The 21,712-nt window shown below is 45.4% G+C and carries 13 protein-coding genes; 5 read left to right on the plus strand and 8 right to left on the minus strand.

Translation table 11 applies throughout. The features are described 5' to 3' along the window. Positions 1–13: 13 nt before the first annotated feature. From FTV34_RS08245 to pnp, 5 genes are all read left to right on the plus strand, one after another. Complete coding sequence (locus FTV34_RS08245; RefSeq protein ID WP_180025238.1) at positions 14–3,727, plus strand: exodeoxyribonuclease V subunit gamma; 3,714 nt, start codon at positions 14–16, stop codon at positions 3,725–3,727. Further along, on the plus strand, positions 3,724–7,845 hold the full coding sequence (locus FTV34_RS08250; protein ID WP_180025246.1) for a UvrD-helicase domain-containing protein: 4,122 nt from the start codon (positions 3,724–3,726) through the stop codon (positions 7,843–7,845). The genes FTV34_RS08245 and FTV34_RS08250 overlap by 4 nt, the downstream gene beginning before the upstream one ends. Before the next feature lie 71 nt (positions 7,846–7,916). After that, on the plus strand, positions 7,917–9,689 hold the full coding sequence (gene recD / locus FTV34_RS08255) for an exodeoxyribonuclease V subunit alpha (RefSeq protein ID WP_368856407.1): 1,773 nt from the start codon (positions 7,917–7,919) through the stop codon (positions 9,687–9,689). An 893-nt stretch (positions 9,690–10,582) separates the two neighbouring features. Further along, positions 10,583–10,852 (plus strand): 30S ribosomal protein S15, encoded by a 270-nt coding sequence (gene rpsO, locus FTV34_RS08260; RefSeq protein ID WP_004637724.1) that lies wholly within the window; start codon positions 10,583–10,585, stop codon positions 10,850–10,852. A 249-nt stretch (positions 10,853–11,101) separates the two neighbouring features. Next, entirely contained in the window at positions 11,102–13,189 is a 2,088-nt protein-coding gene (gene pnp / locus FTV34_RS08265) for a polyribonucleotide nucleotidyltransferase (RefSeq protein WP_171505581.1), read from the plus strand. Positions 13,190–13,350: 161 nt separating this feature from the next. On the opposite strand, the gene FTV34_RS08270 is transcribed toward pnp, so the two are convergent. From FTV34_RS08270 to FTV34_RS08305, 8 genes are all read right to left on the minus strand, one after another. Continuing rightward, complete coding sequence (locus FTV34_RS08270; RefSeq protein ID WP_180025239.1) at positions 13,351–13,614, minus strand: YdcH family protein; 264 nt, start codon at positions 13,612–13,614, stop codon at positions 13,351–13,353. A 93-nt stretch (positions 13,615–13,707) separates the two neighbouring features. Continuing rightward, positions 13,708–14,037 (minus strand): chaperone modulator CbpM, encoded by a 330-nt coding sequence (locus tag FTV34_RS08275; protein WP_180025240.1) that lies wholly within the window; start codon positions 14,035–14,037, stop codon positions 13,708–13,710. A 520-nt stretch (positions 14,038–14,557) separates the two neighbouring features. After that, complete coding sequence (locus FTV34_RS08280) at positions 14,558–15,019, minus strand: DUF2147 domain-containing protein (RefSeq protein ID WP_179991984.1); 462 nt, start codon at positions 15,017–15,019, stop codon at positions 14,558–14,560. 187 nt (positions 15,020–15,206) lie between these two features. Continuing rightward, a complete protein-coding gene (locus FTV34_RS08285) occupies positions 15,207–15,668 on the minus strand; it encodes a DUF2147 domain-containing protein (RefSeq protein ID WP_180025242.1) in 462 nt (153 codons plus the stop codon). Positions 15,669–15,945: 277 nt separating this feature from the next. Beyond that, a complete protein-coding gene (locus tag FTV34_RS08290) occupies positions 15,946–16,395 on the minus strand; it encodes a DUF2147 domain-containing protein (RefSeq protein WP_180025243.1) in 450 nt (149 codons plus the stop codon). Between the two features lie 217 nt (positions 16,396–16,612). Continuing rightward, positions 16,613–17,488, minus strand: a complete 876-nt coding sequence (hslO, locus tag FTV34_RS08295) for an Hsp33 family molecular chaperone HslO (RefSeq protein WP_004781734.1) — start codon at positions 17,486–17,488, stop codon at positions 16,613–16,615. Positions 17,489–17,538: 50 nt separating this feature from the next. Then, positions 17,539–19,395, minus strand: coding sequence for a cation:proton antiporter (locus FTV34_RS08300; RefSeq protein ID WP_180018221.1), 1,857 nt, complete (start codon positions 19,393–19,395; stop codon positions 17,539–17,541). A gap of 73 nt (positions 19,396–19,468) precedes the next feature. Next, a complete protein-coding gene (locus FTV34_RS08305; protein ID WP_180018224.1) occupies positions 19,469–21,691 on the minus strand; it encodes a primosomal protein N' in 2,223 nt (740 codons plus the stop codon). Positions 21,692–21,712 lie beyond the last annotated feature (21 nt).

Raw genomic sequence — 21,712 nt, forward strand, 5'->3', positions numbered from 1 at the left:
TTCAGGGGAAACGATGGCAATTCATGTTATTCAGAGTCAACGCATTGATGTGCTTTTGGATAGTATGCTGCGTATCGTTAATCAGAGCGCAAAAAATCCCTTGGCTGTGTTACAGCCGCGGCATTTTATTGTGCCATCTCCTGCAGTCGAGGCCTGGCTGACCCAAAAAATTGCCGAGAAAAAGGGCATCAGTGCCAATACCCAGTTTCATCATCGGATCCGTGCCTTTCAGTGGACTTCCTATCAGTGGGTGCTGAATAATCCCAAAGAAGTCGAACAGGTTCGTGAAGCCAATATTCCCCGAATTATTATTAAATGGCGGGTATTTCAGGCATTACGTAAATGCATTTTGCCTGAGCAGATTCCATTAGAGATCGATCATCCACTGTATTCGATTATCAAACGGATTTATGACAGCGCAGATCGTCTGGAACAGGGCATAGAGAAGCAGCTGAAAAAACAAAGCATGCTGTACTGGGTATCCGAACAGGTCTCGCGCCTGTTTAGCCATTATATGGATTATCGTGGTTATTGCGCGCGGAATTGCCCACCACAGGAATGTCGTTGTCCCACTAACTGGCTGGCGTCCTGGGGGCAGGATATTGCGCTCGATGTTGAGCATATGATCTATATTCCTAAAGATGAAAATGGCCATGAAATTCCGGTGGCAGACTTCGTCAAGATTCAGGCACGCGAACTGGAAGCCTGGCAGCGCTGGTTGTGGCAGCATGTCTTTCAGGATGATTATGCCAAGATTCTGGACATCGAACAGATGTACTGGGAACGTCTGGAAAATGAAGATACTCAGGTACAGGCTTTAAAACGTTTGCCAGAACAGGTCGTGGTCTTTACCTTGCTAGAATTGCCACCGAGTCAGCTGGATTTCTTGCGCCGTCTCGGTCAATACATCGATATTTATATTTTCCACTTTAACCCGTCACAGGAATACTGGGCCGATAGTGTCGATCCAGACTGGAAAGCACGTTATGACCTTGGCGTGCAGGAACGTTTCATCAAGAAATTTGAAAAATCTCAGGGACGTTTGCCGACTGATACCGAAATCCAGCATTTCTTTGCAGCCTTTCAGTTGAACTTTAATGCCGAAGACCGAGAATCGCGTCATCCCTTGCTGACCCGCTTTGGCAAGCAGGCACGTGATCATTTCTCGTTATTGTCCAAACTGTCTTCAGGTGAAGAAGGTCTCTGGGCCGATGCTTTCGTGGATGAATATCAGGATAAGTTACTGGCCAAAATCCAGTCGGATATTTTGTACCTGCTGGAACCGGAAAAACACCAGTATCCGCTCAAACCCGACGATGATTCGGTACAGATTCATGTCTGTCATTCCTCACTGCGCCAGCTGGAAGTCTTAAAAGAACAGATGATTCACTGGCTGGCCCAAGGCACGGAAGATGCCCCACGTCAGCCGAGCGATATTCTGGTGCTGGCCCCGAACCTGAAAGAGCTGGAGCCGGCGATCCGGAGTGTCTTTGCACCACCACCGCGAGAACGGGAAGGCCATAGCCAGCGTCTGCAAAAAGACAACCTATATCTGCCAATCCAGATTGCCGGGGTGTCCCGACTCGATGTCAGCAATGCCTGGCGCGCGGTACTGGGCCGGATTCAGCTGGTGCATCGACGTTTCAGTATCGAAGATTTTGCCGACTGGCTCAGCCTGAATGCGACCCAGCAACTATATGCGCTGGACTACGCGCAAGTTGAGCGCATGTTGCAGTTACTGGGCGAAGCGGGCTTTAAACGCGGTCTGGATCAGCAGCATTTACAGCAAAGCCTGACTGCAGGCGATGAAGATTACCGCTTCAGTTTTAAATTTGCATTGGATCGGCTGGCACTCGGGCTTGCAGTTCCGGAACATGCCCTGTTTCAGGATACCTTAAGCTATGCTCGGGTCTTGAGTAGTGATTTCCCTCTCATCTCGACTTTAATCCAGATTTATCAGGATCTGGTACAGCGCCGTGACTGGCTGATTTTGCATGAACAGGAACAACGTACCCCGGTAAAAACTTGGCTGGAATATCTGCGTGAAGACTTGAATGAGTTCCGTGAAGCCGGCGTCGAGTCCTTAAAGACGGTCGCAGAAATCATTGACAAGCAGATGCGGATGCTGACGTTGGCCGATTATCACGATCAGGATGATCCGCAGGCCAGCCAGGAGCTGGTCGCCTTAAGTCTGCCATTGCCTTATGTACTGGAAGAAATTCAGAATACGTTGGAGATGCAGCTGGATCAGGCCGAGCCGACCGGACAAATTACCTTTAGTCAAATCGGCCAGATCCGTCCGTTGCCGTATAAGCTGGTGGTGATGCTGAATCTGGATACCGGTAAATTTCCGAGCCGGAATCAGCAGGTGCCATTTGACCTGATGAACAGTCTGAAGCCGCAACTGGGCGATCGTTCCCGTCTGGATGATGACCAAGGCGCTTTTCTGGATGCATTGCTACTGGCACAGAACAATTTATGGCTGTTCTATAATGGCTTTGATGTTGATGATGGTGAAGCGCGTGATCCATCCACTTCATTGCAGGAACTGATCCAGCATATTGCCTTGATTTGCCAGTCAGACCAGCCCGATGCTGAAGTCGATGAAACGGTTGAGATGAATGGTTTGAGCGTGGCCAAGCATATCCGTCAGCTCTATCATGTGCATCCACTACAGCCGTTCGATCCGATCGGTTACGTCGAATCTCATACTCCACGTTATCAGACCCAGTGGTTTGCTGTAGCAGAATATATTCGCAGTGCAGAGGGCAAGCGCAGCAGCTGGATCAATGCTCATTATCCGGCCTTGATGCAGAAAGAAATCCGGGTGCTGAAAGGGGATGAGTGGATTCGTGACATGATTTTCCCAGCACGTCTATTCCTGAAAAGTATCGGTGTTTCCAGTGTGAGATATGCCGATCTGCCAAGTTCACGAGAACCCTTATTGCTGAATAAACTGGAACAGTATCAGGTCCGTGATTTCCTATTACAACAAGATCAAGAGATTGAGCCACAGCTGATGTTGGACCGCTTACCGGTCGGAAAAACTCAGGAAGCGACCTGGCTCAGCAGTCAGCAGGAACAACAATCGCTAAAAGAACGTTTATTGCAGCTGAATAAAGAGCTGACACCTGTAACGCAGCAAACCTGGCAATATAATCCTGAATTGCTGATTCATATTACCTTGCCGCAAGTGCCGCACAGCAGTTACTGGCTGAGTATGCAGTCTTCCTCCGCTTCGGAAAAACGTCGGGCACAGGTCTGGCTGGAATATTTGCTCTGGCTGGCCTATCTGAACAATGATGAACTGTCTCCGCAGCTGGAACGGATTGTCATTTTTAGTAATAAAACCCTGAAGTTCTCCGGGCTGCGTTCTAGTCAGGCACGTCATCATTTACAGGCTTGGTTGAAAGCCTGGGAAATCGGACAGACCCAGCCGCTGGTATTGCCTGCCGAATTGCTGATGAAAAAGGCCTGGGAATGGACCGAAAATGAACAGGGACAGATCACCATTGCCGAGATGCAGGAACTGCTAAAAGCCTGGAACAACAGCTATGAAAGTGCCAAGCCTTTGGCCAGCGATGAATCCAGCCAGTTGCATCAGGACTGGCAGTTTATTTTGCAGGATCAGGACCCGGATCTGGCCTTGCAACGCTGTTGCCATGACTTTGCCCATGCGCTATATGCGCCGATTCATGAACATCTGGAATGGATAAAAGAACAATGACCATGTTACCGAACCAGAGCAGTAAAAAGATTTCAACCAATCCGATTCAGGACATGCGCTTTAGCGGCCTGCACTGGATTGAAGCTTCGGCGGGGACGGGTAAGACCTATACCTTATCCAGTTTGATGGTGCGGATTTTTCTGGATCAGTATTATCCGCATCAGGTGATTGCCACAACCTTTACCCGTAAAGCCACAGCTGAACTGAAAAACCGGGTACGTCTCAGAGTCGAGGAAACGCTAGCCTTCATTCAGCGTCATCAGGAGCTGAATTCGGTCGAAATCACCGCCAAAATCCAGACTGAATCGGATCCACTATTTCAGCAGGTGTTGAAAGATTATGGCTCACGCATGGACTATGCCCGGCGCCGTTTACGTCTGGTACTGAACCAGCTAGATGAGCTGTTTGTCGGGACACTGGACAGCTTTAGCCAGAAATTATTACGTGAATTTGCCTTTGAAAGCGGCAAGATTGAACGGGCCGAACTGACTGAAGATCAGGACCTATATATCCAGCAGCTGATTCATGATGTGCTACGAGAATGGATCCAGCAGCAGCCGCAGTATATGGTCAATCATCTATATCTGCAAAACCTGTTGAAACCAGTAGAACACTATACTGGACTAGTTCGTGATGCTCTAAATTTCCGTGTGCAATACTTTCAGAAGGTAGAAAAAGTCGAATGGGATCTAGCTGAACTAGAGCACTGCATTCAGCGCCTGTTCGATGTACATGAACATGAAATTGAGATCATTCGGGAGTATTGCCAGAATTCTCCCAAGTATTTTCATAAGAGTTTTTTCACCAGATTAAGTGATGTCTGTGAAAACTTTATGACCTGGATGGCGGCACTGAAAACCAAAGGTGTGATGAGCTTTTTTGATCCAGAACTGCATGCGATCTTATTGAATCTGTGTTATTTGCGCCGCAAGAAAACCGATTTTCAGCCGACGACACAAGTGTTTAACAAAAGCTGTCCGGAAGCAGAGCAGCAGAAGATTCTGCAACATAGCCTGATTCAGGCCATTGATGGATTGTGCGAATTCAAAGAAAAGATGGATGCACAGCTGAAGCAGCTGACCACCTATCTGGAATATCATATTATTCGTAGTGTGCAGAACCGTCTGCCACAAACCCTGCAAAAACAGGGTGAAACCACATTTTCCCAACAAATCCGTACTCTGGCTGAAGCTTTACAGGGACAGCAAGGTCAGCGTTTTGCCCAGTTTGTACAGGCACGTTATCCACTCATTCTGGTCGATGAATTTCAGGATACCAATCAGGATCAGGATGATCTGCTGGCTAAAATCTGGCGTGATCCGAATCGGGTCAAAGCTGGCTGTATGATCATGGTGGGCGATCCGAAACAGGCGATTTACGGTTTCCGTGGCGGCGACATGCTGACCTATAACAAGGCGCGTGCCGATGTGCTGCAAAAGCAGGGCCGTGAATATACTCTGATCCAGAACCATCGCTCGGTAAAACCTCTGGTCGAGGTGGTGGACGCGTTGTTTCAACGCCAGATGGATTTTGGTGAACAGGTGCATTACACCCTGATTCAGGCGGGGAGCCGGCCACATCCGGATTTAATCGATAAAACGCTGAGCAATCCGCATCCACTGCGCTGGATTCAACTCGGTGAACAGGATGTTGAAGCGGATCAGGTGGTCTGGAAAATCCGCCAGTTATTGAATCAGTCTGAACAGCAGCAACTGTATTTCCAGCAGGGTGACAACGTTCAGCACTTAAAAGCGGATGATATTGCAGTTCTCAGTTTTGGCCATTATGCGCTGGAACAGGTCAAGCAGCGTCTGCAACGCATGGGGATTCCCTGTTATAAGGAATCTAAGCAGAGCGTCTTTGCCAGTCCGGTGGCTCAGGATGTTGCAGCTGTTCTGACCGCGATCATGGAGCCTTTTAACGAAGCCAAAGTCAAACGTGCTTTATTGACCCGTTTATTGGGCTTTAACCTGAAAAAGTTAATCGAACTGCAAGAGCAGAGCGAAGGTCTGAGCCGTTATATTGCAGACTTTGATGCTATCCGGGAAATGTGGTTTGAAAAAGGGTTTCTGACGGCCTGGAATTATGCCTTAAACCTGTTTCAGGTCTGGACCAATCTGGTTGCAAGCCAGAGCCTGGACAATGAACGGGTGGTGGTGAATTTACGTCACCTAACCGAGATCCTGTGTCAGCAAAGTGAATATTATCAGGGTGCTCAAAAGCTGTATCACTGGTATTTGCGTCAGTTGCAATCACCTTCAGGCAAGGATAACGAAAAAGAGCGAAAACTCTCTGGCGATCATGGGGTACAGCTCTTAACCATCCATGCTTCCAAAGGTCTGGAATTTAAAGTGGTGTTCCTGTTAGGTGCCGATGCACCTTTTGATGTGAATAAAGGAAATCTGAACTTTTCCCTGTCAGCCGCGGAAAATGTACTGGAACAATCCCGGGTGATTGCAGTTAATCATAAGGACTTGCATGAGCAGGCGATTTTGCAAAATGCGGCCCGTAATGCCGCAGAAAATCACCGGCTTTGGTATGTGGCACTGACCCGGGCCAGTCACCGGGTTTATGCCATGCTGCAAGATCAGAGCGGACAGGCGGATTCAGGCCTGGCATTCTGGCGTGGACAAGGTGAGGCGGCCTTTCAGCATGCCCTAAGTCTGCTGGAACAACCTCTGGCTTCTGAGCCGCCTAGAATTGTGGCAAAACAGACAGAAGCACCGTTACAGATGCAGGCTCATCCTTTACCGGAGCGACAGTTCTATCCGCGGACTAAAACCAGTTTTACTGCACTGTCACAGCATCTCCCGCATCAGGCAATATTGCAGGATGATCTGGTCATTGCTTCTGAACGTCCGGACAGTGCCGCAGATGAAATGAATCTGCTGGAACTGGAACAGCAGGTAGCCAGCCAACCACTGGACTGGATCAAGCTGAATTTTCCTAAAGGCACGGTGGCCGGAACCTTCCTGCACAGTATTTTTGAGCATATCGATTTTCAGGATCGCAGCTACTGGAATCTGGAAATCCGTCGTCGTTTTAAAAATACGGCGCCACAAATCTGGCAGGAACTGAAAGAGAAATTTCATCAGGCCTTTCATATTCGTCCATTGTTACAGCAGGCATTTACCCCGAGCTATCAGACGGCCTGTGTGAATTTACAGACCCTGTTCAGTCAGGTGGCCCGTCAAGGTCAAATGCAGCCGGAAAAATTGCAGCAGAGTATGCAAAAAGTACTCTCCAGCCTGAATTATAAAATCCTGACCGGAATTCGCCTGCATAATCAGAGTGAAGCTTATCGTCAGGAATGGCAGCAATTTTTCCGTTCCGCTCAAACATTCGATCACTCTGAATGGTTGAACTTCTTAGGGCAGTTTCAGCGCTATTTTACAGAACTGGATGATGAACCTTTTATCCAGTTTTTCGAACAGGAAATAGCGCAGATGACGCCTGCTGAGACAGCAGCGCAACTGGATGTAGAAGCCGTTTTTCAGCAGGCATTCGATCATTTCATTGATGAGATGACTGAGGATCTTCTACTCAATCGGGTTCATGACTGGCTCAAAGAAATTCTGGCTGCACCCCTACAGGAAGACTTCAGCCTGGAACAGTTGCAGCAAGGTGCGTATCTGTCCGAGTTTCCGTTTTATCTGTCTTTAACCGATGCACCGTTACAGATTCGTCAGATCCAGCAACTGTTTGCCGAGCATGATATTCTCATGCCTGATTTTAATGAGGCAAAATCGGCACGCTATCTGACCGGTTCTATCGATTTGGTTTATTTTGATGGCCAGCGTTATCATATTGCCGATTATAAAAGCAATTTTCTCGGGCCGGATCAGCAGCATTACACGGCCGAGGCCATCCAGCAGAATATGACCCACTCCAGTTACTGGCTGCAAGCGGCCTTATATCTGGTGGCATTGCATCGTTATCTAAGCGTGAACATGCAGGGATATGACATGCAGCAGCATCTGGGTGGGGCGACTTATCTGTATTTGCGCGGTATGAATGGTCAGGCTGAACAAGGCGCTTATCACTGGCAGCCTGGTCTGGAATTTATTCTGAAACTGGATGAAATTCTGGGCTATTTTGAGCAGAAAAAATCAGCATAATTTTGATGATTTATAAAATTTTAAGAGTTTAAACAGAAGATTATCCTGTGGATAACTTTGAGGATAACTGTGTGGAAAATGAGCAAATTCACGTGTCTCAGCAATCAGCCCATTTAATGGCCTGGATTGACTATCTATGTCAGCCACCGTTCAGTTCGGCGACCTTTGATGCTGCCGCAAAATTGCTGATTCAGCAGCTCCTTGAAGCGATGCAGGAGGGCAATAGTTGTATTCCGGCTAGTGCCGAGCAAAAAGCTCTATTGCATCATTTGGTATTGGATCGTAGCCAGCAGGCTCAAGGCATTGCACCTTTTATTTTTGAAAACCAGCAGTTGTATTTATACCGCTACTGGCAGCTGGAGCAGGCAGTCGCTACAGAGATCGCCCGGATCAAGTCTCAAGCCATCATGCCGGTTGATTTAAATGAGCGTGATCGTAATCTCCTGACAGATCCACAGCAAAAGCAAGCGCTGGAAATGGTCGCCAAGCAGGGGCTGAATATTATTACCGGTGGACCAGGAACTGGTAAAACCTACACCTTGGCACATATGATTGCTGTACTGCATGAAGCCTTGCCTAATATCCGGATTGCGATGGCCGCTCCGACGGGTAAAGCTGCACAGCGGATGCAAGAAGCCTTGCAAAAAGCTTTATATAGTGAAAAGTTACAAGCTTTTGAACTGGAGGCTTTAAAGCAGGTTCAACCCGTTACTTTGCACCGCTTACTGGGCTTGGGGCGGTTGGGACGCCCACGGTTTCATGCCAAGCAGCCTTTACCCTATGATGTGATCGTGGTTGATGAAGCATCCATGTTGGACTTAAGCCTGTCGCAGATGCTTCTTGCTGCAGTGCCAGATTCAGCCCGCTTAATTTTATTAGGCGATGCAGACCAGCTGGCCTCGGTGGATGTCGGCACTGTACTGGCAGATTTACAGCAGACTTCTGTTCTGGCAGATAATCGGGTCAATTTAATCACGACACGCCGTTTTGCTTCAGGCGCCCGGATTGGTGCGATGGCGCACTTTATCCAGCAGGAACATGTTCCAGCATCGGTTTTAAACCAGTTTGAACAGCAAGTGGTTGCTGCGAGTGAGCTGCAAGCAATTGCACTGGATCAGGTAGAGATTGACCAGCTGCAACTGCAATATTTGCCAGAAATAAACCCAACTACAGGTCTACAGTTAGACCCATATTATGATCAACTGATGTATGGCTATCAGGGTTATGCAGACGCGATCAAGCTGGCTCAGGATCAGGCTGGTTTCGAGCAATATGTGCAGCAGGCAATTCAGTACTTTGATGATTACCGGATTCTCACCGCAATTCGGCATGGTGATCTGGGTTTGAATAAAATCAATCAGCAGATTGAACAGCGTTTTCTGGCCAGTGTAGGCAAGTTAAAACAGGGCGACTGGTATACCGGTCGACCAGTGATGATGACTTATAACGATTATCAGCTGGGTCTGTCCAATGGTGATATTGGCATCTGTTTCTGGAGAGAACAAGAAGGACAGTCACAATTTGAAGTGTATTTCCCGAGCTTAGAAAAATGGGTGCTGGCGACCCGCTTACCGAAAAGTATCGAAACGGCATTTGCTTTGACGATTCATAAATCGCAAGGTTCAGAATTTACTCATACGGCTGTAGTACTCGATCAACAGGCCAAAAATTTGCTGAGTAAGGAACTGATTTATACAGCGATTACCCGGGCCAAAAAAGTTGTGAGCTTACTGGTAGATCGCGACGCGTTTACACAAGCGCTATGCGTCAGAACCACACGAAAGAGTGGCTTAAGCGAAAAAATACTTGAACAATGCAACAATCTATTGGCAAAAAATAAATAACTGTTGTAGGTAAATGCTTACATGGATTCAGGAAATTGGCGCATGGAGCTTTTACTCGGTTTTTGAGAAGATTGGTCACACAAAAGAACTCAACACGGAAAGTTGGGTATAAATCGCATAATAAGAACAAGAATGTCACCAGACAGCGAACTTACAGTGAAGTAAGTGAAAGAGGAAACTTACAGCCGCTAAGCCTTGTAGTTTTGGGAGAGACTACAAGGCTTTTTTATATCTGCCGTTAATGGAATTTTGCCGTAATCTTATAGTTCAATTAAGTTGGCAGAATAAGTAAATTTAAGTAAATAGTGTAATTAAAAGATATATAAGTGTAATATTTTGCAAATTTCGATGACAATTTTGTACGCAATGGCTTACAGCGAGTGAGGATAAATGCCTCTATGAGCATTTCGACAATATGGCAAAATCTACCACACAAGGAAGTTATTTTTAGTCAGGAAGATTTGAAAATAATAAAGCGTAAAACGCACTAAAAAAACAATAAATAAAAAATGATAATAGAAGAAACTACAGCGCGAAAAAGCCCGAGTTTACTCGGGCTTTTTTTTATCATTTATTTCTAAGCGCGACCAGAAATATTTTAAATATAAAAAGATCAGTTAATTTCTGCAGTTATCTAAACAGCTCCTCATAAGCCAGATCAGGTCTAATTCCTGAAATTATGTGTAAATTGAACCATATGGGATTTCTTCATATCAGTAAATAAGCAAAGACATCTGGCAGCCGACACCCTCAAAATTCATGATCTATTTTTGCAATCTGACGCAATTTCCCTTAAAATATGCAACTTGCTGTAGTGATGCACGGCAGTCAATGTATTGAATTCTCATTACTTTGATTTTTATCAAGATATATAAGCATCTCGGAGAAATCGAATGGCTTTAACAAACGCAGATCGCGCAGAGATCATTGCTAAATTTGCTCGCGCTGAAAACGACACTGGTTCACCAGAAGTTCAAGTAGCTCTTTTAACTGCTCAAATCAATGACTTACAAGGTCACTTCAAAGAGCACAAACACGACCACCATAGCCGTCGCGGTCTGATCCGTATGGTTAACCAACGTCGTAAGCTTCTTGACTACCTAAATGGTAAAGACCACGGTCGTTATGTTGCATTGATCGGTGCTTTAGGTTTACGTCGTTAATTCGATTTAAACTTTATTTTCGGGTTTATTGCATGCCTTATGCTTTATTGCTGAAAACTAAAATCGGTTTAGCCTTTGGCTAGATCAGGGGAAGGGGCGAATGTTCGCTCCTTCTTTGTGTTTAAAAATAGTGTTTATTTCTGGTGAGGTCGGCTTCTAAGCTTTGTCATTTACCCGTCCATTTGGATGTGAATGCCAAACCTTAGGGGTCTCCACTAGAATAAAATCAGGAAAAAATAAAACATGTCGATGTTTAATATTGTTCGTAAAGAATTCCAATTTGGTCAACATCAGGTTGTCCTAGAAACAGGTCGTGTTGCGCGTCAAGCCAATACTGTATTGATTACTATGGGCGGCGTAACTGTATTGGTTGCTGTTGTTGCTCAACCAACTGCTAAAGCAGGTCAAGACTTTTTCCCACTGACTGTTAACTATCAAGAAAAACAATACGCAGCTGGCCGTATTCCTGGTGGTTACGGTAAACGTGAAGGCCGTGCATCTGAAGCTGAAACGCTGATTTCACGTCTGATCGACCGTCCAATTCGTCCATTGTTCCCAGAAGGTTACTATAACGAAATCCAGGTGACTGCGACTGTTGTATCTTCTGACAAGACTATGGAAGCTGACATTGCAGCAATGCTGGGTACTTCTGCAGCACTTGCGATTGCAGGTACACCATTCCGTGGTCCAATCGGTGCGGCACGTGTGGGTCTGATCAACGGTGAATACGTTCTAAACCCAAGCTTTGAACAATTGAAAGAAAGTGATCTTGATCTTGTCGTTGCAGGTACGGAATCTGCAGTACTGATGGTTGAATCAGAAGCGAAAGAACTTTCAGAAGACCAAATGCTGGGTGCAGTATTGTTCGGTCATGATGAAATGCAAATCGCGATCCAAGCAATCAAAGAATTCGCGACCGCAGCTGGTGCGAAAGAATCAACTTGGGTGGCTCCTGAGAAAAACGAAGACCTTCGTGCAAAACTGAAAGAAGCATTCGAAGCGAAAATCTCTGAAGCATATACCATTGCGGTGAAACAAGACCGTTATGCAGCACTTGATGCACTTCAAGCAGAAGCGCTAGCTCAGTTCGTTCCAGAAGGTGACGAAACTGGTCTTGCTGATGACGTAAACGAATTATTTGAAGATCTTAAATACCGTACCGTACGTGACAACATCCTGTCTGGTAAACCGCGTATTGACGGTCGTGATACTAAAACTGTTCGTGCCCTTGATGTACAGGTTGGCGTATTAGACCGTGCTCACGGTTCTGCATTATTCACACGTGGTGAAACTCAGGCATTGGTCACTACTACTCTGGGTAATACTCGTGATGCGTTGATGGTAGATACCTTGGCTGGTACTAAAACTGACAACTTCATGCTTCACTACAACTTCCCTGCATATTCTGTAGGTGAAACAGGTCGTGAGTCTGGTCCTAAACGTCGTGAAATCGGTCATGGCCGTCTGGCTCGTCGTGGTGTTCAAGCCGTGCTTCCAGCAGCTGACCGCTTCCCGTACGTGATCCGTATCGTATCTGACATCACTGAATCTAATGGTTCATCTTCAATGGCGTCTGTATGTGGTGCTTCTCTATCATTGATGGATGCCGGTGTTCCACTTAAAGCACCAGTTGCGGGTATCGCAATGGGTCTAGTGAAAGAAGGTGAACGTTTCGCAGTTCTTTCTGACATCTTGGGTGACGAAGACCATCTTGGTGATATGGACTTTAAAGTAGCGGGTTCTGCTAACGGTATTACTGCACTACAAATGGACATCAAGATCGAAGGTATTACTGAAGAGATCATGGAAGTTGCATTGAACCAGGCTTATGCAGGTCGTATGCACATCCTGAACGCGATGAATCAAGTAATTTCACGTGCTCGTCCAGAAATTTCTATGCACGCGCCGACTTTCCAAGTGATCAACATCAACCCTGACAAGATCCGTGACGTGATTGGTAAAGGTGGTGCAACGATTCGTCAAATCACTGAAGAAACTAAAGCTGCGATTGACATCGAAGATAACGGTACAGTACGCGTATTTGGTGAAACTAAAGCTGCTGCACAGGCTGCGATTGCAAAAATCCAGGCACTGACTGCTGAAGTTGAGCCAGGCACAATCTACACAGGTAAAGTGATTCGTATCGTTGAATTCGGTGCATTCGTGAACATCCTGCCAGGTACTGACGGTCTGCTTCATATTTCTCAAATCTCTAACGAACGTATTGCCAACGTGGCTGACGTATTGAAAGAAGGTCAGGAAGTGAAAGTACAAGTTGCTGACGTTGACAACCGTGGTCGTATTAAATTGACCATGAAAGACATCGAACAAGCATAATTCGATTACTTTTAAGTCTGAAAAAGCCTGCATCATGCGGGCTTTTTTATTTGGACAGATTCTTTATTTAAGAACCGAAATCATTTAATAATCACATTGTAGATAAAACGGATGATTAAACCTTATATTGAAACATTCTTGGTTGAGAAAGCTGTTCTCATTTAGGTAAGCGGATCGGCTTCAGAGTTTTTCAGCATGCGATAAATCTCGTCTTTCAGTTTTAGTTTTTTGCGTTTAATCGCATCGATATCATCATTGATATGATTGACTGGATCGAGTTCAAGCTGACTAATCTGTTTGTCCAATTTACTATGTTCCTCAAACAGTCGGGCAAAGTACGGATTTTCCTCACGTAATTGCACAATTAAATCACGGTATTCTGGGAACATATATTTGATCTTTTTATTGCAGTCTTTGGTTTTCATAGGGATATTTATCACTCAAAAAATAAAAGAAAAAAGCAAAATATGCCCTAGTCCGCATTGATCTAACTCATGCAGACCGGACATTAAAGGGCATTACTTGAAATGCAGATGTTTCACCTCACGACGTAATTCCTGCACTTCATCAATGAGATCCAGCATCATGGCAACGGCACTAAAGGAAGCATCAAAATCACGCTGCAAACGGTAAGCCCGTTGTGCTCGAGTAATATCTTCCCCGAGGAAGGTACCAGGATGCGTTTTAGAACGGTTCGGCAAAATTCCATGTTCAATGAGTTGCATCACCCATTCCGGACTTTGGCCACATGCTTCAGAAAAGTGGAACAAATCAAAGGTACGATCATCTATGATTTCAGAGGGGATATAACCGTTGGAAAAGTTTTCTCTATATTGAATTGTAGTCATAGCTCTACTCCTTAAACAGCCAGGCTTGAGACATTCAGAAAGGAAGGTCGTCCTGAAGTAGGGGAATGCCATAATATTTTATGGCCGCTGCGCTGTGCCCTAACGGTATGGGATGCTAGTTGAACCAGCACCCTGCCTAGAAGAGGAACTCCTATCCTGTGGAAATCCTGCTTGAACCTGAACAGCTCAGTCTGAGCAGGGAAACAAAGATCTAGGCGGGCATCTGTTTTTATAGTTTTATCTGTCATTTGCAAACCATCCGCTGTTTGCAACACACATTTACCCATGCCTATCAATTGAGGAATACTTGTTGCATGGATACTCCGTTCCAGAGGTTCCAGAGTCCGTAGCAGATTGAATTGCAGCTGAAGATAGATCATTGTGTGAATAAAAAATAACCGTCTTCAATTCATTATTATGAGTTTGGGCTAAGGGAAACAGTTTTTATTTGTACTTAATTGTTTCAAATCATAACCATTAAGAAAGCCCCTGAAACAGGGGCATGGAAAACTGACAAAAATTAGTATTTTATCCAGGTAACACTGCGTCCGATAACCGAAACGCCTACGTAACCACGCAGGGTCAGGCGTTTGCCATTGGCGCTTAAACGTGCTTTACCTTTGTAAACTTTACCGCTGATTGGATCAAGTATCTTGCCATCATGGAATTCGTGAGGTTTTTTGGGGTCTGCCTTAAAATCCCAGATAAATGGCAAGCCAATAAATGGTTTATTCTTAAGCTGTCCTGGACATTTGCTACAGATTCCCAGTTTTTCTGCACCTGGCAGGCTACGGGTTTCTACGATAATTCCCTCATAGCTGCCATCTGGTTTTTTACGGATTTCGACATCAGCACGAGAATAACCGGATTGATCATCGATAGTCTTCCATTTCCCCAGTAGTGGATCTTCAGAAGCAAAGCTTAAACCTGCTGCTGTTGCCAATGTGATCCCCATCATTAAGCGACTTAAAATTTTCTTCATAACATGCCTGTTGATCAATGATTATTCGTATTAGATTTATTACTCTAATTTATTCATAAAATGTAACAAAATCAATAGCACAAAGTGTGATGAGATTGGCATAAGATTAATAGATTCATGTGAATTATCACATGACCTAAAATAAAAAAGCTCCTAAGGAGCTTTTCTTAATAATCTGAATTCGAAACTAGTTTTTAATCCAGGTCATATTGCGTCCGACCGGTGCACCTTCAGCACGACTATGAATGGTAAGATGCCTGCCATTATTTTTCAGGCGGGCACGGGCCTGATAAAGCTGTCCAGAAACCGGGTCGAGCAGAGTGCCGTTAATAAATTCATTGCTATGCTCGGGATGACTACTCAGTCCCTTAAGCATCGTCAGTCCAATGAGCGGCTGATCCTTCAATGCGCCTTTGCATAGGGTGCAAGTCTGCTGTCGAGCTGCCCCTGGAATCTCACGAACATGCACAATTTTGGCAATATAGTGATTCTGAGCATCCTTACTAATCACCACATCTGCCAGGGAATAACCAGTACGGTCATCAATGGTTTTCCAGTGGCCAAGTAATGGGTCACTGTTGGCGAAAGCAGATAGACTGATGGTGCTTGCTGCTGTAAGAATGATAGAACAAAGCAGTTTGAATCTCATTGCCACATTACCCCATGCTATTGAAAATATATTTAACTTCTTAAAGGCATAAAAAAATTATGGGATTAATATAGCGTGAAAAATCCACTAAATACCAGTCAATAATCACATTAAATTAAGAAAAATGAATATGAGTTAAAAATTACGTTCATTCAGCATGATGAGAATGAGTAAGTATTTACGTGATAAGGAATGGGATAAAGATAATGATTTTAAGCTGTCCAAGCCTTTGATCTGGCCAGACAGCTTGCAGATGAGAATTTATAAAAAATGAGATTTATTCGACTTTCACCCAGGATACTGTTCGTCCGAGCATGGGTGTACCTACATAGCCACGAAGCGTCAGCACATTACCTCGGGAATTCAGCGTTGCCTTACTTTTATAGATATTGCCGGTTAGTGGATCGAGAATTGAACCATTAACGAATTCATTTTTCTTTTCTGGATTTGGTTTTAGACCTGATAAGACAGATAGACCCAGAATAGGCACGTCTTTCAGTGCGCCTTTACATTTAGAACAGTGGGTATGTGCAGGACGATTTGGAATGGCATGGATACGAACAACTTTACCCTGATAAGTACCATTATTGAGTTTACTGATTTCAACATCAGCACGCGCATAGCCCGTTTTGTCATCAATGGCTTTCCATGTCCCCGTGATTTCGGCTGCATAGCTGAAGCTCTGCGCAGCACATAACATCACACCCATTAAATATCGAAATTTCATTTAAAATCTTCCACTTATTTTTTTTGATTTTTTTACTTTGAAAATACCGTTGATCTTCTGATTCTATCGGTGTGCAAATTTTAATCATGAGGCAAGCTTGAAATTAAGTACATTTGTCTTTTTTTTATGAGGAATTTTGGTCAATATTTTATGAAAATATAAAATGAAAAAAGCACTCAATATTGAGTGCTTTTTTTGAGTCGAGCAGGGGCTGTTATTAACTGAGGTGTTCACCAAACAGGCTCAAAGCTTCTTCAGCCGTAAAAATATAACGGCTATTACAGAACTGACAGTCCATCTCAATTGGATTCTGGAATTCTAAAGTTTCACGAACCGATTCTACACCAATCTGCTGTAAGGCAATCGCACAACGTTCTTTAGAACAGGTACAGCCAAACTGCAAATGTTCTACTTCTGGTAAGCGCACTTCTTCTTCGTTATATAAACGATAGAGAATTTCATTGGCCTCCAGAGTGACCAGTTCTTCTGTTTTTAATGTTTCAGTCAGCATGGTCAGACGTGGCCATAAGTCTTCATCGACACGGCGTTGTTCTTCTTCACTGTTACGCGGTAGCAATTGAATCAGCAAACCACCTGCACGGTTGTTGTCACTGGCCAGCACGATACGTGTCGGAATCTGGGCAGACAGGTCATAATATTGCATCAGACAGCCAGCCAGATTTTCCTGATCAAGCGGAACAATACCCTGATAACGTTCACCAAATTCAGGCTCGATATTGATAAACAGCACTGGATTAGTCAGTGATTTTAAAACTGTGCTGCTATCTTCTGCTGCCTGAAAGTGTGGATCTTCTTCGTAATCCGCCAGTGCACGTACTTCACCGCGATGGTTACATTCAGCCATTGCCCATTTAAATGTGCCTGAAGCCTGAATTTGTAGGCTGATACGCCCTTTAATTTTCAGGGTGCTGGCCAATAGTGCAGTGGCGCTCAGCATTTCACCTAACAGGATTTTTACTGCAGGCGCATAGTCACGCTGGGCCAAAATTGTTTGTAAAGCTTCTTCAAGATGCACCACTTCACCACGAACAGGGCTATCTTCAATAAAAAAGCGTTGGCGTAAATCAGACATAAAATTCTCCATAACCCTGCTTTAATGGTGGCATTATTGTAAAACACAAGTTATGCCAGATCATCTCTTATGGCATCAATTCCTGAAGCGTTGTTGTCCTGTTGCGTGTCCGTATCCTGTTCTGGTGCTTTTTTTAGCTGATCCTGAGCAAGAAGATGCTCCAGTTCTGCCAGTGTATTCCTTGAGCCTGCGAAATTAAACGGACTCTCCGTATCCGGATGAAATTGACGATTGAGCAGTTTCTGATCATGAGTATGAAACTCATGGATCTTTTGTTGCGCCTGTTCTTCAGACAGTCCGCTCAGCTGAACTAGCAGACACTGACTTAGTTCTAGTGCAGAAGCATAGGTTTCTCGCCAGATTTGTTCCACGCCCAGCTCCTGAAGTAAATGGACATGATGCCGGTTACGTGCCCGTACCCATAAAGACATGTCAGGATAATTTAAGCGCAGATGTCGGACGGTCAGCAGTGAATCTTCAATATCATCAATGGCGACAATCACATGCTGAACCGTATCCAGATGTGCCTGAGCTAAAGCCTCTGGCTCAGTCGCATTGGCCTGATAGAAGGTAATACCGTAAGAGGTCAGCAATTCAGTTGCTTCGATATTGCTGTCCATTACACTGAATTTTTGCTGCTGTTGCAGCAAAATACGGGCAATGATCTGGCCAAAACGGCCAAAACCGATTAATAAAATTGGTGTGGTATTTGGTGGAAGGCTTTCAATGTCAAAGGTCGCTGCCAAATGATTTTGCCGATCCAGTCGTGGCAGAATCTGGTTATGCAATAACCAGTAAAATGCCGGTGTGAGTAGCATGGATAAACTTGCCATCCACATCAATGGGGAGAGCAGGGTTGGAGTAACGATCTGCTGCGAAAGCGCAATGATGAGTGCCAGAAAAGCGAACTCACCACTTTGTGCCACACTGGCGGCCAGTAGCGTACTGTTGCGCCAACTATGCTGATAATAACGTGCCAATCCTAAGGTAATCGCAAATTTAATCAGGATCAGCGAAAGTGTTCCGGCAATAATCAATACGGGTTGCGTCAGCACATCGGCAAACTGCAATGACATGCCCAGACTGATAAAAGCCAACCCAATCAATAAACCGCTAAAAGGCTGCAGACTCTTTTCAATCGAAATCCGGAAATCAGAATCTGCCAGTAACATACCGGAAAATAATGCTGCCAGGTACAGATTCAGTCCCAGCGTATCCATCAGGACTAGTAAGCCCAAGAAAATGACAATGGTAACAATGCTATGCAATTCATGACGACCACTTTTGGCAATCCAGCGATAGAGCGGCTGCATGAAATAGCGGTTACATAGAAATAAGCCAGTAAAGGTAGCCATCATGGCAGCAAAATAAGCTATGCCATGTTCTGTTGAACTGACCCCAGCAAAAAGCGGAATCGCTGCAATGATAGGAATTGCAATCAGTGCATGAATCAGGGTGTTGGCATAAGCGGATTGACCATAACTGGTCGCCAGTTGTTGCTGATTATTTAAAAACTGGGTCACCAACGTCATGGCAGAGAGGCTGCCGGCCAGTCCGATGACAATGCTGGAAACCAGATGCTGATCGAGAAAGAACCAGGCCAGCAGGCTCAAAATCAGGGCCGTGCTCAGTACCTGTAAAATGGCCATAAACCACAGGGGTTGCCCAAGCTGAAGAATTCGTTGTGGTCTGAGTTGCAGACCAATCCAGAACATTAGGGCCAACAGGCTGATTTGAATAAAAGTCTGCATCACCTCAGGAGCAGAGATCAGCGCTAAGGCACTCGACCCAATGATTAAACCTGTCAGTAAATAGCCCAGCACTGTTGGCAGTCTGAGTTTATGGCTCAGTGGCACCATGAACAGTGCAATCGCCAGAACCAGCGCTATTTGTAACAGTATCGACATTTTTCCGCCTTAAATTTTATTTTCATCCAGTCTTAAAGTTGAGCCTTTATCAAATGAAGATGGTCTCAATATTTTAGCTGAGTTCTTGTGGATCGATATCCAGTGTCAGCTTCATATTGGATGGCTTATCCTGTAACAGGTTTTGCCACCAGCTACGGACATAATAATGCAAACGGGCACGGTCTGCGGACAATAGCACCATATGGGATTGATAGCGTCCGGCTTTGCGTTCCATCGGGGCAGGAATGGGACCCCAGATGTCCAGCACCAGATCGGGATATTGCCTGAGCAGGGCAGCATGTTTCTGTAAGAATTCGGTATTTTGTGCCTGATCTTTGGATTCACAGCGAATCAGCACGGCATAACGAAAAGGAGGCATCTGGGCGATTTGCCGTTCGGTCAAAGTCTGCTTGGCAAAAGCGCGGTAATTTTCAGTGACTAAGGTATTCAGCAGCGCATGATCAGGTCTTAGGGTCTGTAAATATACATCCCCTTTATGTTCCCCACGTCCTGCACGACCTGCGACCTGTACGATCAATTGTGCTGTACGTTCTGTGGCCCGGAAATCAACGCTAAGAAGACCAGAATCGATATCCAAAATTGCAACCAGCGTGACATAAGGAAAATGATGGCCTTTGGCGAGCATCTGCGTGCCGAGCAGAATCGCAGGCTCACTTTTCTGAATCTTGTCATAGATCTTTTGCCAACTACCGACCCGGCTGGTTGAGTCGCGATCGACCCGGATCACTTCAAAATCTGGAAAAAGCTCATTCAGATGTTCTTCAACTTTTCCAGTCCCCATGCCTAAAGTGGCCAACTCCTGATGCTGGCATTGCGGACACTGTTCAGGCATACGATGAATGGTGCCGCAATGATGACAATGCAGATGTTGATAAGGTTGCCGGTGCACAGTGAAATTGGCATCACAGTTCGGACACTGCGCCTGCCAGCCACAACTGCCACAAATCAGTACGGGCGCATAACCACGACGATTCAGGAAAATGAGTACCTGTTCTTTTTTAGCCAGGCGCTTTTTGATTTCTTCAATCAGATGCAGGCTGATGCCATGCTGCTTTGGCGCTACTTTTAAATCCAGAATATGGATTTTCGGCATTAGCGCTGTACCCGCGCGTTGATTCAGTTCCAGTACCTGCATTTTACCTTGCTGCACCAGTGCATAACTGTCAATGCTGGGTGTTGCCGAACCCAAGAGGACTGGACATTGCTGTAAATGTCCCCGGTACAATGCCACATCACGGGCATGATAGCGAAAGCCTTCCTGCTGTTTAAAAGACAGGTCATGCTCTTCATCCAGAATGATCAAACCCAGATTCGGCATCGGTGTATAAATCGCAGAACGGGTGCCAAGCACAATGGAAGCTTTACCGGTTTCAGCGGCTTGCCAGGCTTGTAAGCGTTTACTGTCATTCAGGCCAGAGTGAAGCAGGGCAATATGACAATGGAAACGGGACTGAAAGCGGCTAATCGTTTGTGGCGTCAGTCCGATTTCAGGTACTAGTACCAGTACCTGCTTGCCCTGTTTAAGTACTTGTTCCATGATCTGAAGATAGACTTCAGTTTTGCCGCTGCCAGTCAGGCCATCAAGTAAAAAGGCCTGATATTGCTTGCGGTATTTCAGCACTTGCTGAATCGCATGCTTTTGTTCCGGATTGGCCGTTAATGGCATCTGGGCCAGTTGTACAGGTTGCGGGCTAAAATCCTGTGCTTCCAGTACACATTCGCAAATCCCTTTTTTTTCGAGCGCTTTTAAAGTCGCTGTTTCTATTCCGGCCAGATTTAAGAGATTCTCAGTTGTTCCCACCGGATGTAGTTTTAGAATCCGATAGGCTTCCTGTTGCCTCTCGGAACGGCGAACCTTGGCTTCAGCCTCATGATCCAGCAATTTCCAGTTTCGGGCCAGCAGGTTATAAGGTTTGCCCTGACGCAATAAGGTCGGCAAGGCAGTCTGGATCACTTCCCCGATAGGAAACTGGTAATACTGTGCTGACCAGGTCAATACACTTAAAACCTGGGAATTGATAATGGCACGGTCATCTAAAAGCTCGGTAATTGCTTTCAGTTTGAAACTGGGATCAATCGGAGCATCTAGCGGTAATTTTTCAGTAATCACGCCGACCAGATTTTGCCGGCCAAAAGAAACCGCGACTCGGGCACCCACTTCTGCCTGCTGATATTGTTCCTGACTCAAGCTATAGTCAAAACAGTCAAACAGATGCACCGGCACTGCAACACGAACACGATAAATAGGGGCAGTAACGGGAACAGAATTTGGCATAGTAACAGAGTGGGTCCTGAT

Source organism: Acinetobacter sp. YH16038 (assembly GCF_013417275.1).
GTDB lineage: Bacteria > Pseudomonadota > Gammaproteobacteria > Pseudomonadales > Moraxellaceae > Acinetobacter.

Bases quoted from the DNA above. Each gene is read 5' to 3' on its own strand.
- FTV34_RS08245 (WP_180025238.1), top strand. From the start codon at position 14: ATGGCAATTCATGTTATTCAGAGTCAACGCATTGATGTGCTTTTGGAT.
- FTV34_RS08250 (WP_180025246.1), top strand. From the start codon at position 3,724: ATGACCATGTTACCGAACCAGAGCAGTAAAAAGATTTCAACCAATCCG.
- rpsO (WP_004637724.1), top strand. From the start codon at position 10,583: ATGGCTTTAACAAACGCAGATCGCGCAGAGATCATTGCTAAATTTGCT.
- pnp (WP_171505581.1), top strand. From the start codon at position 11,102: ATGTTTAATATTGTTCGTAAAGAATTCCAATTTGGTCAACATCAGGTT.
- FTV34_RS08270 (WP_180025239.1), bottom strand. From the start codon at position 13,614: ATGAAAACCAAAGACTGCAATAAAAAGATCAAATATATGTTCCCAGAA.
- FTV34_RS08275 (WP_180025240.1), bottom strand. From the start codon at position 14,037: ATGACTACAATTCAATATAGAGAAAACTTTTCCAACGGTTATATCCCC.
- FTV34_RS08280 (WP_179991984.1), bottom strand. From the start codon at position 15,019: ATGAAGAAAATTTTAAGTCGCTTAATGATGGGGATCACATTGGCAACA.
- FTV34_RS08285 (WP_180025242.1), bottom strand. From the start codon at position 15,668: ATGAGATTCAAACTGCTTTGTTCTATCATTCTTACAGCAGCAAGCACC.
- FTV34_RS08290 (WP_180025243.1), bottom strand. From the start codon at position 16,395: ATGAAATTTCGATATTTAATGGGTGTGATGTTATGTGCTGCGCAGAGC.
- hslO (WP_004781734.1), bottom strand. From the start codon at position 17,488: ATGTCTGATTTACGCCAACGCTTTTTTATTGAAGATAGCCCTGTTCGT.
- FTV34_RS08300 (WP_180018221.1), bottom strand. From the start codon at position 19,395: ATGTCGATACTGTTACAAATAGCGCTGGTTCTGGCGATTGCACTGTTC.
- FTV34_RS08305 (WP_180018224.1), bottom strand. From the start codon at position 21,691: ATGCCAAATTCTGTTCCCGTTACTGCCCCTATTTATCGTGTTCGTGTT.